The organism is Mycolicibacterium helvum, from assembly GCF_010731895.1.
Taxonomy (GTDB): Bacteria; Actinomycetota; Actinomycetes; order Mycobacteriales; family Mycobacteriaceae; genus Mycobacterium; species Mycobacterium helvum.
Map to the genome: position 1 here is coordinate 5,091,114 of NZ_AP022596.1, position 14,484 is coordinate 5,105,597.

The following is a 14,484-nucleotide window of genomic DNA, read 5'->3' on the forward strand; positions in this document are numbered from 1 at the left end:
ACGGGGGAGGCGAGATGAAGTTGACCGGCCGGGTCATCTGGTTCTCGATTGCCTTGTTGCTCATGGTCATTGGGCTGCTGTGGCCGCTGATGTTCACGGGGAGCTCGCAGGGTGCCCCGCCGTCGGACCCGGTCGTCATCACCGACTACCACGCCGAACTCGTCGTCGATGCCAACGGCAGGCTGGATGCCACCGAGATCATCACCGGCGCTTTCCCCGGTGGGCGGCACGGAATCTTCCGGTACTGGGACGTCGCCAACCTCAACAGTCCGCATGTCCGGCAGCCACCCCAGATCACCGAGGTCCTCCTCGATGACCGCCCGGTGCCGTACACGATGCAGTGGGAGAGCGGAAAACGCTTCCGGGTGGCCAAGATCGGCGACCCGGGCAGCTACCTCGACTACGGCAGGCACGTCTTCCGGATCCGCTACACCATCGACGGGGTCCTCGACCCGGGCGGCACCGGTGCCGACAAGAAGTTCGCGTCGTCGACCGGAGACCCGTCGGCGCGGTCGGCGTTTTTCTGGAACGTCATCGCCCCGGCGTGGAACAACACCATCGAACGCGCCGATATCTCCGTGGTCCTGCCCGGCGGTATCACCGGCGCCCAGTGCTCGGTCGGCTATGGCGTCGGGCGGGCCTGCGACGACCTGACTGTCAGTGGCGACAAGGTCCATCTGTCGGCCAGCAACCTGGCCCCTCGCACACCGGTCACGGTACGGGCCGGGGTCGACGTGCCCACGCCGCCGCGCGCCGAGCTGCCGTGGACCTACCGCTGGGACCCGGTCCTGGGCCAGTCGCTGCCCGTGGTCGTGTGGCTGGTCGGCGCCAGCCTGGCGGCTGGTCTCGGTGCCTACCTGTGGTGGCGGACCACGGTCGAGCCCCCACCGGGTTTTCCGCTGCAGTACGCGCCGCCGCCGGGTCTGGGCCCGGTGCAGTGCGAGTACATCCGCACCGAGAAGGTGCCGGCCAATGGGCTGACCGCGACGCTGTTTTATCTGGCTGAGCACAAGCTGATCAATCTGCTCCAGGTCAGCGGTAAGAAGTGGACCATCACCGGGAGCGCGCCCGCCGCGGCGTGGGCCGACGTCGACCCGGTCAGCCTGGATGTCGGCGCGGCACTCAAGATCGTCGGGCCCGGCACCCGATTCGACGCGAACGGCACTGTGGCCGCCGGCAAGAAGCTCTCCAGCGCCAAAACGGATATGAGCGCGGCCGTCACGAAGTGGGCGTTCGACGGCTTCATGGTCAAACGCTCCAAGGAGCTGTGGCTGCGGTTCTTCAACGTCCTCGCGCTGACGCTGGCCGCGTGTACCTTCTTCTGGTCTCCGGTCACCCTAAGGGGTGTCCCGTTCGCGCTGTTCTTCGGTTTCTCGGCCCGATCATGGACCGCCGGGGTCGGCAGTCGGCGCACCGCCGCGGGGCGCGAACTGTGGTCGCAGGCCGGCGGTTTCTACCGGATGCTGTCCACCGACTCGGCCGAGTCACGCTTCGACTTCGCCGCCCGCAAGGACCTCTACACCGCCTATATCCCGTTTGCCGTCGCCGGCGGGGTGGCCGCCCTGTGGGCCCGCAAGTACCAGACCTCCACCGGCGAGGTCGACCCGCGACCGGAGTGGTACCACTCGTCGTCGGGTACCAGCTGGCATGCGGCCACCATCGGTGGTGCTAGTTTCGACAGCTTCGAGTCGGCGTTGTCGTCGTCGATCGGGGCCTACACCGCCTCGCAGTCCTCCTCGTCCAGCAGTGACGGAGGAGGGGGCGGCGGTGGTGGCGGAGGCGGCGGTGGTGGTGGCGGAGGAGGAGGCGGTTCATGGTGAGCTTCGTGCTGATCGTGGTGCTGGTGCTCGCGGTCTTGGTGTTGATCGGGTTCGTGTTGGGCTACAACAAGGTTCGGGCCGCAGACGTCCGCGTCGACGAGGCGCTCGGCGGTATTGACGTGCAGCTCACCCGGCGGGCCGCCCTGATCCCCGGACTGGTGCACACGGTGCAGACCTTCGCTGCCCACGAGAAGGCGATCCTGGATCACGTTGCCGACGCGCAGACGGCGCTGGCCGCCGCGACGACGGGGAAATCAGTCGCGCAACGCACTTCGGCGGAAAAGGAATTCGACACCGCGGTCGGTCAGGTGCTGGCGCTTGGCCAGACCTACCCGCAGCTGAACTCCTCCAACAACTTCCTGAACCTGCAGCAGAACCTGGCCGACACCGAGGACAAGCTGGCGTTCGCCCGCCAGTACTACAACGACGCGGTCGCAGGAGTGAACCGGTTGATCACCACGATTCCGACGATGTTCGTCGCGCCGATGGCCGGGGTGTCGCAGCGTGAGTTCTACCAGGTGTCAAAGTAGCGGTATGCGAATCATTTTCGCCGGTACCCCCGAGCCGGCCCTGCCGTCGTTACAGCGGCTGATCGACTCACCGCGCCACGATGTGATCGCGGTGCTCACCCGCCCGGATGCCGCGGCTGGGCGTCGCGGCAAACCCGCGCCGTCACCGGTGGCGCAGCTCGCCGCGGCAGCAGGCATTCCGGTGTTGCGCCCGTCACGGCCCAATAGCGGTGAGTTCGTCGCCGAGTTGGCTGAGCTGGCGCCGGAATGCTGCGCGGTGGTGGCCTACGGCGCGCTGCTCTCCGAGCAGTTGCTGGCGGTTCCGGCGCACGGCTGGATCAATCTGCATTTCTCGCTGCTGCCGGCGTGGCGGGGTGCCGCGCCAGTACAGGCCGCCATCGCCGCGGGCGATACCGTCACGGGCGCAACGACTTTCCTGATCGAGCCGAGCCTGGATTCCGGACCGGTTTACGGCGTGGTCACCGAGACGGTGCGCCCCGCCGACACCGCGGGCGATCTGCTGGACCGGCTGGCCGTCTCGGGCGCGGCCCTTCTGGAGGCGACGCTGGACGGTATCGCCGACGCCACCTTGACTCCGGCACCCCAACCCGCCGACGGGGTCAGCGTGGCGCCCAAGATCACCGTCGAGCAGGCGCGCATCTCCTGGGACCTGCCCGCCCACGTGGTCGACCGCCGGATCCGCGCGGTGACCCCCAATCCCGGTGCCTGGACGATGCTCGGTGACCTGCGGGTCAAGGTCGGCCCGGTCAGTGTCGACGAGGCGGCCTTGCCCTTGGCGCCGGGGGAGATCGTGGTGGATCGGTCCGGTGTCAGGGTCGGCACCGGGTCGCAGCCGGTGATACTCGGCCAGGTGCAGCCGCCGGGCAAGAAGCTGATGAACGCCGCAGACTGGGCTCGCGGTGCCCGGCTCGACGAAACGGTGCGGGCATCATGAGTGAGCGTCCGGGTAATAAGCGAAAGCCGCAGGGCGGCAAAGGCTTCCAGAAACGTGAGCGAACCGGCGCACCGCCAGGTCGTGAGCGTGCTCAGCAGCGTCCACCGCGCCGCGCGCCACGCACCCCGCTGGATCCGGCTCGGCAGGCCGCCTTCGACGTGCTGCGTGCGGTCTCGGAACGCGACGCCTACGCAAACCTGGTGCTGCCGGCGATGCTGGCCGAGCGTGGGATCCACGGCCGCGACGCGGCGTTCGCCACCGAATTGGCCTACGGCAGCTGCCGCACCCTGGGGCTGCTCGACGCCGTCATCGCGGCCGCGGCCGGCCGTCCCATCGACCAGATCGACCCGGTTCTACTGGACCTGCTGCGCCTCGGCAGCTATCAGCTGCTGCGCACCAACGTCGCCATGCACGCCGCGGTGTCCACCACCGTCGAGCAGGCTGGTATCGAATTTGACAGTGTCAGAGCGGGTTTCGTCAACGGTGTACTGCGCACCATCTCCGGTCGCGACGAAGCGTCCTGGGTGGCAGAGCTGGCGCCATCGGCGGACACCGACCCGATAGGGCATATGGCGTTCGTCCACGCCCATCCGCGCTGGATCGCCCAGGCGTTCGGCGATGCGCTCGGCGCCGCCGCAGGCGAGCTCGACGCCACCCTGGCCGCCGACGATGCCCGCCCGGGCGTCCATCTGGCTGCTCGGCCGGGTGTGCTGAGCGCGCAGGAGCTGGCCACCGAGGTCGACGGCACCGTCGGACGGTATTCGCCGTACGCGGTGTACCTCAGTGGCGGTGACCCGGGCCGGCTCGCGGCGGTGCGTGACGGCAAGGCACTGGTGCAGGACGAGGGCAGCCAGCTGGTGGCCCAGGCGCTGACGCTGGCCCCGCTGATCGGCGACGACGGCGGGCGCTGGCTGGACCTGTGCTCGGGGCCGGGCGGCAAGACCGCGCTGATCGCCGCTATCGCCGCGCAGCACGGTGGCAGCGTGACCGCGATCGAACCCACACCGCGCCGCGCGGAGCTGGTCGAGCAGAACACCCGCGGCCTGCCGGTCGAGGTGCTGCGGGTCGACGGGCGCGAATCGGGGCTGGCGCCGGGCAGCTTCGACCGGGTGCTGGTCGACGCGCCGTGTACCGGGCTGGGTGCGTTGCGGCGCCGGCCGGAGGCCCGCTGGCGGCGAACCCCGGGCGACGTTCCGGTGCTCGCCAAGCTGCAGCGTGAGCTGCTGGCCGCCGCGATCGCCTTGACCCGCCCCGGTGGGGTGATCCTCTACGCCACCTGCTCGCCGCACCTGGCCGAGACGGTGGGGGTGGTCTCCGATGCGCTGCGCCGCCAGCCGGTGACCGCTCTGGACGCCCGGCCGCTGTTCGCCCCGACTGAAGGGCTGGGTGACGGTCCGTACGTGCAGCTTTGGCCACATCGGCACGGCACCGACGCGATGTTCGCGGCTGCGCTGCAAAAGACTGTTTAAGGTTGCAGCCATGGTGACACCGCCCCGTCCACTGATCGCGCCGTCGATCCTGTCCGCCGACTTCGCTCACCTCGCCGACGAAGCGGCCGCTGTCGAGGGCGCCGACTGGCTGCACGTCGATGTGATGGACGGCCACTTCGTGCCGAACCTCACGCTCGGCCTGCCGGTGGTGGAGAGCCTGCTGGCGGCCACCGACATCCCGATGGACTGCCACCTGATGATCGACAACCCGGACCGCTGGGCCCCCGGATACGCCGAGGCCGGGGCCTACAACGTCACCTTCCACGCCGAGGCCACCGACAACCCGGTCGGCGTCGCCCGCGATATCCGCGCCGCCGGCGCCAAGGCGGGTCTTGCGGTGAAGCCGGGCACCCCGCTGGAGCCGTACCTGGAGATCCTGCGCGATTTCGACACGTTGCTGGTGATGTCGGTCGAGCCGGGCTTCGGCGGGCAGAGCTTCATCGCCGAGGTGCTCTCCAAAGTCGCGACGGCGCGGCGGCTGGTCGATTCCGGCGAGCTGACGATCCTGGTGGAGATCGACGGCGGCATCAATGCCGACACCATCGAGCTGGCCGCCGAGGCCGGCGTGGACTGCTTCGTCGCGGGTTCGGCCGTGTATGGCGCGCAGGACCCCGCTGCCGCGGTGGAGGCGCTGCGTCGCCAGGCGGCGAGCACCTCGCAGCATCTGCGGATATGACGGTAGCCACGCCGGCGGCGGTGGAGGCCGCGATGGGGCTGGCCATCGCCCAAGCTCAACGGGTCAAGGGTTCAACGTATCCGAATCCTCCTGTGGGAGCGGTCATTCTGGATGCTGCGGGCGAAGTCGTTGGTGTCGGCGGCACTCAACCGGCGGGCGGTCCGCACGCCGAAGTGGTGGCGCTGCGGGCGGCGGGGGAGCGTGCTGCCGGTGGCACCGCCGTCGTCACCCTCGAGCCGTGCAATCACCATGGCCGCACTCCGCCGTGCGTCGACGCCCTGATCCAGGCCGGCGTGGCTTCGGTGGTCTACGCCGTCGCCGATCCCAATCCGGTCGCCGCGGGCGGCGCCGACCGCCTGCGCGGCGGGGGGATCGCAGTGACCGCCGGGGTGTGCGCCGACGAGGTGTCGGGTGGCCCGCTGCGTGAATGGCTGCACAAACAACGGACCGGCCGGCCGCACGTCACCTGGAAGTACGCCACGAGCGTCGACGGGCGCAGCGCCGCCGCCGACGGCTCTTCCCAATGGATCACCAGCGACGCGGCGCGCGCCGATCTGCATGTGCGCCGCGCGGCGTGCGACGCGATCGTGGTCGGCACGGGCACAGTCTTCATCGATGACCCGACGCTGACCGCCCGGCTGCCCGGCGGGGGACTGGCGCAGCGCCAGCCGCTTCGGGTGGTCGTCGGCATGCGGGAGATCTCCCCGGAAGCTAAGGTGCTCAACGATGATTCGCGCACAATGGTGATTCGCACCCACGATCCGAACGAGGTGATCCAGGCGCTGTCGGATCGTACCGATGTGCTCGTCGAGGGTGGCCCGACGCTCGCCGGCGCCTTTTTGCGGGCTGGGGCGATCGACCGAATCCTGGCCTATGTCGGCCCGATTCTGCTGGGCGGTCCGGTCACCGCCGTCGATGACGTCGGCGTGTCGAGCATCGCGCGGGCGCTGCGCTGGCGGTACGACGGTGTCGACCGGATCGGGCCCGATCTGCTGCTGAGTCTGGTGCCGGGCTAGCGGGTTTATGGCCGGGTCAGCAGCGACGCCGGCGTTTTGACGAACATTGTGGTGATGGTCTCCGGGTCCACGCCGTAGTGGTCGCGCAGGAGCGGCATGATGGTCCGGGGGAGATGGCCGTAACCAAGTCCGCCGTAGTGTCGTTGGTTGATCTTCATCCAGACATCGCAGCCGAGCACGAGTTGCTCACCGAACCCCTCGCCGATGAGCGTGGTGAGATCCGCCAGCCGCTGTTGATCGGTCGCATCCCGGTGGAAATCGCCCCAATAGAATTCCGCGCCGAAGGTGTCGTACTCGAGTATCGCGCCCGACGCCGCGACGTCGCGGTGATAGGGCAGATCGAGGTGTTCGTCCATGTGGCTGAAGACGACCCGACTGGCAGTCATGCCCTCACTGAGCAGAACATCCAGGATGGACAAGGCGTGGGTGCCGAATGGGTCCAGATGGATATTCACCGCCGTTCCGGTTGCCGCGCCCGCGGCACCTGCGGCCCGTACCACTCGCCATTCGCGATCGGTGATGGTTGCGCTAGTCCCGATTTCGCCGATGATCGCCGGACGGATACCCGTTCCTTCGATGCCGTCGCGCAGCTCGGTGAGGAAGAAGTCGGCCACCGCGTCGACATCGGCCGACTCGACCCACTGCGGATGCGCATCGTGGACGTAGATGCCGGTGGACACGACGATGTTGACGCCCGTCCGGCGGGCGAGCGCCGGCAGGTCCGACACACGCCGGCCGAGATTGACCGGGGTGAGGTCGACCAGCGTCTGTCCACCTGCTTGGGCGAAGTCGTAGAGTTCGGTCTCGGTGACAGCGGGGTCATCGAGGACCAGGTTGTCCTCGGAGCCATGGATGTGCCAACGCAGCCATCCGAGGTTGTCCATCGTGACCGCGACCGGATCGCAACGATCGGGCGGCGCCGAATACCAGACACGCGCATCGGAGAACAGGTGCTCGTGCATGCTTGTCACACCGAGTGACGCCGCCGGCACTGGGCCACCGACTGTGTGGATGTAACCCGTCATCGTTCGATGCCAGCCGTCAGACCGCGAACGATGTACCGCTGGACGAATACTGCGAACAGCAGGACGGGGGCGCTGGTCAACAGGGCGGCGGCGGCAAGCTGATCCCAGTGCACTGACGCATATCCCTTGTATCGGGAGGCGAGAATGGGAATGGTCGGATTCGCCGATGTCAGGGCAAGGGCGATGGTGACCTCGTTCCACATGTTCACCGCGAGAATGATTGCCGTGGTGGCAATTCCGGGAATCACCAGCGGTAGCGACACATAGCGCAAAGTACGCCAGGTGCTGCAGCCATCGAGCGTCGCCGCTTCGGAAAGCTCGGGCGGCAGTGCGCGGAAAAAGGCCAGCATCAGCCACATCGCCAGTGGCACAGCCGCGGTCTGGTAGGCCAGGGCGAGTCCGAGCGCGGTGTCGTAGAGCCCGATGCTCTGCAGCACTGAATACAGCGGAATGGCCACCAGGAAGTCGGGAAACAGGTACGCGACGAACAGCCATGCGAGTAACCCGGTGCGTGCACGCACCTCACGGCGGGTGAGGATGAAGGCCGCCGGAATCACCACGACCATGGTGATCACCAGGGTAATTCCGACGGTCAGGGCGCTCATACCCAGTGCTTGGATGAATCCTTGGTCATTCCATACGGTTTCGAACGCGGAAAACCGGGGGGTGAAGATGAATCGCGGCTCGCCGAAGGTCGCCACCGGATCCTGGGTAGCGATGCAAAATGTCCAGTACAAGGGGAAGAGGGTCAGTAGGACCGCCATTCCCAGGAATGTCCACTTGCCCAGCGATGCGACGCGGCTAAGCACGGGAGCCCCTGAGTCCACGGACACCCAGCACGATGACTACGGCGGCGCCGATCAACAGTGCGAACACCACCATCATTGTCATGCCCATGCTCATCTCGTGCGCCCGGAATGCGGTGCGATACGCCAACATCTGGGTGAATTCGGTCGCCTGGCCCGGGCCCCCGTTTGTCGTGCCAAAGGCCAGGGCGAAGACCTTGAGACAGTCGATCGACCTGATGCCGGCAACAACGAGGAGCAGCGGGGTGATCATCGGCAGGGTGAGGTATCGGAACCGCTGCAGATAGTTCGCGCCGTCGAGTGCGGCTGCTTCGAACGGTTCCGCAGGAAGAGCCTGCAAGCCCGCCTGCAGGATCACGAACACGAATCCGGTTTGCCACCAGGCATCGATCATCGCCAATGCCGGCAATGCCAGATTGGAGTCGCCGAGAAGATTGACGCCGTCGATACCGATTCGTGCTGCCAGCCAGGGGACGACGCCCAGCGTCGGATCCAGCATGGCCTTCCAGATCATCGAGACCACGATGCCTGACACCATGAGTGGGGCGATGAAGATCGTGCGCAGCCAGGGGATGTTGCGCCCGGCCCGTTCGACAGCGAGAGCCAGGACCAGCCCGAGTACCAATTCGGACCCGACTGCCAGGACTGTGAAGACCCCGGTTCGGGCAAGTGATGCCCAATACTCCGAACTGGTCAGGACCGTGAAGTAGTTGGCAAGCCCGACGAAGCTGAACCTGCTGCCCCAGTTCCAGTTGAAGAGGCTCAGGTAGATGGCGTAACAAAGGGGGAACAGCGTTGCCAGCGCGAGCACGGCGAGCAGCGGGCCAAGGAAGGTGATTGACGCTCCGTCGGTTCGGTCGCGGGCACGCGCGCCGACGGCGGCTGCCTCATCGGTACCGGTCAACGTATCCCTCACGGATAGAGGGAGGCCATCTTGGTCTGAGCGTCGGTCATGACGGCCGAGGGATCCTTGCCTTGAGCCATCGCCAGAACCGCGTCGACGATGACGAGTAGGGCAGGGTCGGCGTCTTCCTTGATGACTGCCGTGGGCCGTGCTGTAGCGAGTGACTGTTTCACCGCGCTGACGTATTCCGGCACGAAAGCCGATGTGTAGACCGGCATGTCGGTTGAGGATTGCCGCGGCGCCCCACCGGTGGCCGCGCCGATCTCAGCAGTGCGCTGCTTGTCGGTGAACCACTGGGTGAAGAGCCATGCCGCACCCTTGTTGTGACTCGCAGAGGGGATCGACAACGCCCAACTCCACAGTCCGCTGGTTCCGCCCTTGGCGGCCGGCGGTAGGGGGGCGTAGCCCACTTTGCCGACGATGGCCGACTGGTCGGGCTTCTCGAAGTTCGGTCCAAAGACACTGGCGTCAAGGTAGAAGGCGGCTTTGCCCTGGCTGAACAGAGCGCTCGCATCCGACCAGTCCAGGGCGAATTTGTTGGGTGGCCCCGCGGCGATCAACTGGGCATAGTCGTCAAGCCCTTGCCGGATCGCCGGATCGGTCATCCGCGGCTTGTTCCAGGCGCCGTTGAAATAGACGTTGTACGGCAGTGTGATGGGAGGGTTGGTCGCAGGCCACTCGTTGAACACCATCGCGGTCGGGGTGTCGACGATGGAGGTGGCCCGAACACCGCGGACGACCGAACCGAATACCTCACCGTTTCCTTGCTCGGTAATGAGTTTGGCCCCCGCGATCAGGTCAGCCATCGTCGCGGGAACCTTGCCGCCGAGGTACTTCCCGACGAGATCCTTGTTGTAGAAAAGGATGTAGGTCTCAGTCGAGATCGGTACTCCGTATAGGGCCGCGTTGGAGTCGCCGGAGGGTAGGGTCGCGGGCTCGACGATGCCCTTCGGGAAGTCTGCCAGGTCGTAGCCGGAGGCCGTCAGCGACGCGTTGTTGATCATCGGGGTGAGGGGCTCCACCAGACCGGCTGCTTGCAGCGTCGCAAGATTGGTGTCGAGTCCGGTCATGACCACGTCCGGAGCGTCGGGTGTGCGGACGGCCTGATCGAGCTTGTCGAAGTAGAGGTCCTCGGCATAGGACTGGGCGTCGACCTTGATGCCCGTCGCGCTCTCGAAGTCCGCCAGCTTCGTCTTGACGGCCTCGGTCCACGGATGTTGGTCAAGCATGACGTGAATTGTCGTGCCGGAGAACCGTTTCCAGTCGAATGCGCCTTCAGCCGATACGCTGGATGATTCCTTTGGAGTGTTGCCCATGCCGGCGCATGCGGACACCGCCAGCATGACACACGCACATAAGGCCGCTAGGACAATTCTTGTCTTGGTCATCGCGCCTCCGTGGGCTTTGGGCAGGTGGGAGGCGTTGATTACGCCGAGCACAGCTCCTTGAATACGATTCTTAGTATACTAAGCACACTTAGTTCTTGTATGGCTGTTTTCGCGTTTTTAACACAGAGGTAACTCTGGCCGTTCGGCAGCGTCAACTCGGTTTGCCGCACACTGCGCACCTACCGGCCCGACAGACGACGCCCATCGGTGGGGGAGAAGAAATAGATGTGCTTCGGGTCGGTGCGCAGGACCACACGTGCTCCCTTGGCCGGGGGATTGCGCCAATCGACGCGGGCTGCCAAGGTGTGACCGGCCCCCGGTGCGTCGTTGTGAGAGATGGCTCGCCCGTAGACATATGCGTCGGATCCGAGTTCCTCGACCACGTCGATCTCCACGGAAATGCCCGGGCCGTTCTCGACGAGTTCGAAGTGTTCCGGCCTGATCCCGATGACAATGCTCTCGCCCGCGTCGCGGGCGGTATCGCGCGGGACCGGAAGTGTGTACCCGCCGATCGCCACCCCGTCGGGCTGGGACGGCAGCGTGAACAGGTTCATGGCAGGTGAACCCATGAATCCGGCGACGAATTGGTTCGCCGGGTTGTGGTAGAGATCGCGGGGGCTGGCGAATTGTTGCAGCACGCCATCTTTGAGTACGGCTACGCGGTCGCCCATGGTCATCGCTTCGACCTGGTCATGGGTCACGTAGACAGTCGTTGTCGCCAGGCGCCGCTGGAGTTGTGCGATCTGCGTGCGGGTTTGTACCCGTAACTTGGCATCGAGATTCGACAGTGGCTCATCCATCAGAAAGACCCGTGGTTGTCGGACAATGGCCCGCCCCATCGCAACACGCTGGCGCTGACCACCCGAGAGCGATTTGGGCTTGCGATCCAAAAACGGTTCGAGGTCAAGCAATTTGGCGGCTTCTGTGACGCGGCGCTGGATGTCAGACTTCGACAGCTTGGCCATTTTGAGAGCGAAACCCATGTTCTCCGCGACGGTCATGTGCGGGTAGAGGGCGTAGTTCTGGAAGACCATCGCGATGTCGCGGTCCTTGGGCGCGACTCGGGTGACGTCCTCAGTGCCGATCAGGATGCGCCCGTCGGTGACTTCCTCGAGGCCTGCCAGCATCCTCAGCGAGGTTGATTTTCCGCAGCCCGACGGACCCACCAGCACGACGAACTCGCCATCGGCGATATCGAGGTCGAGTTGCGCAACTGAAGGTTTCGGGGCGTTGGCGTAGGTACGTGTCGCGCGGTCGAATGTCACCGATGCCATAACGGGACCACCTTCTGAGTCAAGGGTGTGGCAGGTTCGCCGAACGAGTCAAGTATGCGGCGCTCCGTGTGAGCGCGCAGTACCTGGTCAACGTTAAGCCAGCCCAGGGCTTTGGCGCTCCTTGGCGATGACGGACAGTGCATCGGCTGCCGCAGTGAGGGTTTCGTCGATGTCCTCGTCGGTGTGTACGAGCGACACGAAAAGGTTCTCGAACTGCAGGGGGTGGAAGAGGACACCACGTACGACCATCTCCTGATACCAGCGAGTGAACAGCGCTTCATCGGCGTGGGTGACGGCATCTCGCCAATTCCGGATGGGAGCGTCGGCGAACCAGAGTTGGAATACGGTGCCCAGGCCCTCTACGTAGGCATCGAGGCCGTGGTCGGCAGCCAACACGGAAAGGCCCTCGGCGAGTCGGGTGCCGCGGGCGCGGGCTCGCTCGTAGAGTCCGGGCTCGGCGAGCGCGTCCATGGTGGCGGATACTGCCGCGCACTGAACGACGTTGGCGTTGTAGGTGCCCGAATGCGAATACGTGCCGTCAGCCACCAACCGCATTGCGTCGGCGCTGCCGCCGACGGCCGCGACCGGAAAACCGCCGCCCAGGCCTTTTGCGAAGGTGGTGAGATCGGGGTTGACCCCGAACCACTCCTGAGCTCCGCCCCGCGCAAATCGGAACCCGGTGATCACCTCGTCGAAAATGAGCATTGCGCCGTATTTGTGAGTCTCGGAGCGCAGCAGCTCGAGATAGCCAGGTTCGGGCAGGATGCAGCCGGTGTTGAAAACTGCGGGTTCGGTCAACACCGCCGCGACTTCGTGGCCTCGTTGTGCCATGAACTGAGTGAACAGGTCGGCGTCGTTCCAGGTGAGCACTGCCAGCGTCGACTCCAATTCCGCTGGGACACCGGGGCCCATCGCGACGGGTCTCGGGCTGTCGGCCGGCCCGGCCAGTGCGGGATCAACGTGGTTGGACCAGTAAACCGTGTCCTGCCAGCCGTGATAATGCCCTTCGAAACGGACTATGAGTCGGCGCCCGGTGGTCGCTCGTGCCAGGCGAACCGCGGTGCCGACCGCCTCGGAACCTGAGTTGGTGAAGCGAACCTGTTCAACGCTGGGAACGGCGGCGACAACCTTCTCGGCAGCTTCGATCTCGAGTTCGTAGGGCAGCCCGAAGCAGGTGCCGAGTTCGTCGATGGCGGCTGACACGGCGCGGGTGATATCGGGGTGGCGGTGCCCGAGGATCATCGGCCCCAGTCCCAGGAGGTAATCGACGTACTCGTTGCCGTCCACGTCGGTGATGCGCGATCCGCGCCCCTGGGTGATGAAGAGCGGGTACGGCCGCCAACCGTTGCGGGGGAGTCGCGCTGTGCTGCCGGCTCCCCCCGGTACGGTGCGCCGTGCTCGCTCAAACATCCGGGCTGAACCACTCGTCCGCGCCCGGAAGGCCTGCTCGAAACCCATGACTATCCCTCGTTCGCCGTTTCCGGCAACTTATCATAATAAGTATACAAAGAGCCTCGAATTTCGGCCGCGCCCGCCATCACAGTCGAACTCGCCGTCGGTAGGCATACCGAGCATGACCGCGATGCTAGACTCGTTGACTCGTACATGCCGGGCGGACGGGCAAGTTCCCGCCACCAAAGGTGGCTAGGCAAGGGGTGGAGGCCTATGACTTCGAAGGCTCAGAAGTCCGCGCAGCCTCGCAAACGCCACGAGCGAAAGCTCCGGTATCAGCACGTCTACGACATGATCGAAGCCATGATCCGGGAGCAGGGTTTGCAACCGGGCGATAAGCTCCCGAGCACGGCCGAGCTGGCTGAGATGGCCAAAGTCAGCGTCATCTCGGTGCGCCGCGCCCTCGACGAATTGGCGCATCAACAGAAGATCACCCGCCACCAGGGTGTTGGTACGTTCGTTGCGCCGCATCGCATCACGAGCGAACTGACGCGGTCGGGAAGTCTGCTGCAAATGATGCGAGGGCCGGCCGGCGAGGTTGAGTTGCATACCGACCTGGTCAGCGTGCTCGTCGGGCTCGCCGGAGATCAGCATGCAATTGCACTGGGGGTGCAATCGGGATCTCCGGTGTGGGAAGTGACTCGGGTTCGCAGGGTCGGCGCCACTCCTAAGGTGCTGGAGCGGGCCGTTTTGCCGCTGGCCGTGGTCCCCTCGCTTGATCAAGAGCACCTGGCGGCCGGCGGATCGCTCTACGACTTCCTGCGTGACCAGTACGGCCTCAGTGACGACCTCGTCGAGCAAGCGATGGAGGTCGTCGAGCCGAGCGCGTGGGAGCGTGAACACCTGAACTTGACCGGTCGCGACGACGTCGTGCGGATCAGGGGTACGAGCATCCGTGCCGACGGCGTCGTGTTCGACAGCTTCCAACAGACCTACTTGGCACACGATTTCGTGTTCTATGTTTCTGCATCGTCGCGGTCGCGGCTCATCGAGCCACGTGACGACAAATTCTGGGCTGTCCAGCCGCTAGGCCCGACGGCTCGTTCCGTCAACTGACCACGGCCCCGTTCCGGTAACCACGGCGCCGTTCCGGCGTGGTGTGCCCAACGCTGTCTGGGGCTGCCGCCCGCTGTGCCCGAACCGGCTGTGCGGAAATCTAGCGGTAATAA

13 protein-coding genes are annotated in these 14,484 nt (G+C 65.7%); 7 read left to right on the plus strand and 6 right to left on the minus strand.

Going from position 1 to position 14,484, the window contains the following annotated elements; translation table 11 throughout:
- Positions 1-14 precede the first annotated feature (14 nt).
- Genes G6N38_RS23990 through ribD form a run of 6 tightly spaced genes read left to right on the plus strand, consistent with a single transcriptional unit; the run spans position 15 to position 6,466 of the window.
- Complete coding sequence (locus tag G6N38_RS23990) at positions 15-1,820, plus strand: DUF2207 domain-containing protein (RefSeq protein WP_163750464.1); 1,806 nt, start codon at positions 15-17, stop codon at positions 1,818-1,820.
- Entirely contained in the window at positions 1,814-2,350 is a 537-nt protein-coding gene (locus G6N38_RS23995; RefSeq protein WP_163750465.1) for a LemA family protein, read from the plus strand. Before G6N38_RS23990 ends, G6N38_RS23995 begins: the two co-directional genes overlap by 7 nt.
- 4 nt (positions 2,351-2,354) lie before the next feature.
- Positions 2,355-3,284, plus strand: coding sequence for a methionyl-tRNA formyltransferase (fmt, locus tag G6N38_RS24000; protein ID WP_163750466.1), 930 nt, complete (start codon positions 2,355-2,357; stop codon positions 3,282-3,284).
- Complete coding sequence (locus G6N38_RS24005; RefSeq protein ID WP_163750467.1) at positions 3,281-4,753, plus strand: RsmB/NOP family class I SAM-dependent RNA methyltransferase; 1,473 nt, start codon at positions 3,281-3,283, stop codon at positions 4,751-4,753. Before fmt ends, G6N38_RS24005 begins: the two co-directional genes overlap by 4 nt.
- Before the next feature lie 10 nt (positions 4,754-4,763).
- Complete coding sequence (rpe, locus tag G6N38_RS24010) at positions 4,764-5,450, plus strand: ribulose-phosphate 3-epimerase (protein ID WP_163750468.1); 687 nt, start codon at positions 4,764-4,766, stop codon at positions 5,448-5,450.
- Positions 5,447-6,466 (plus strand): bifunctional diaminohydroxyphosphoribosylaminopyrimidine deaminase/5-amino-6-(5-phosphoribosylamino)uracil reductase RibD, encoded by a 1,020-nt coding sequence (gene ribD, locus G6N38_RS24015; protein ID WP_163750469.1) that lies wholly within the window; start codon positions 5,447-5,449, stop codon positions 6,464-6,466. The genes rpe and ribD overlap by 4 nt, the downstream gene beginning before the upstream one ends.
- Before the next feature lie 5 nt (positions 6,467-6,471).
- On the opposite strand, the gene G6N38_RS24020 is transcribed toward ribD, so the two are convergent.
- From G6N38_RS24020 to G6N38_RS24045, 6 genes are all read right to left on the minus strand, one after another.
- A complete protein-coding gene (locus G6N38_RS24020; RefSeq protein WP_163750470.1) occupies positions 6,472-7,491 on the minus strand; it encodes a phosphotriesterase family protein in 1,020 nt (339 codons plus the stop codon).
- The gene (locus G6N38_RS24025) at positions 7,488-8,300 is read right to left on the minus strand and encodes a carbohydrate ABC transporter permease (protein ID WP_163750471.1); all 813 of its coding nucleotides are present in this window, start codon (positions 8,298-8,300) and stop codon (positions 7,488-7,490) included. Before G6N38_RS24025 ends, G6N38_RS24020 begins: the two co-directional genes overlap by 4 nt.
- Entirely contained in the window at positions 8,293-9,213 is a 921-nt protein-coding gene (locus G6N38_RS24030) for a carbohydrate ABC transporter permease (protein ID WP_163750472.1), read from the minus strand. Before G6N38_RS24030 ends, G6N38_RS24025 begins: the two co-directional genes overlap by 8 nt.
- Entirely contained in the window at positions 9,210-10,430 is a 1,221-nt protein-coding gene (locus tag G6N38_RS24035) for an extracellular solute-binding protein (protein ID WP_163750473.1), read from the minus strand. Before G6N38_RS24035 ends, G6N38_RS24030 begins: the two co-directional genes overlap by 4 nt.
- A gap of 338 nt (positions 10,431-10,768) precedes the next feature.
- Entirely contained in the window at positions 10,769-11,863 is a 1,095-nt protein-coding gene (locus tag G6N38_RS24040) for an ABC transporter ATP-binding protein (protein WP_163750474.1), read from the minus strand.
- A 93-nt stretch (positions 11,864-11,956) separates the two neighbouring features.
- Entirely contained in the window at positions 11,957-13,273 is a 1,317-nt protein-coding gene (locus G6N38_RS24045; protein ID WP_246227403.1) for an aspartate aminotransferase family protein, read from the minus strand.
- A 333-nt stretch (positions 13,274-13,606) separates the two neighbouring features.
- Between G6N38_RS24045 and G6N38_RS24050 the strand changes: the two genes are divergently transcribed.
- Positions 13,607-14,371 carry a GntR family transcriptional regulator gene (locus tag G6N38_RS24050; protein WP_163750476.1) on the plus strand — a complete coding sequence of 255 codons (765 nt, stop codon included), beginning with the start codon at positions 13,607-13,609 and terminating at the stop codon, positions 14,369-14,371.
- Positions 14,372-14,484: the final 113 nt, after the last annotated feature.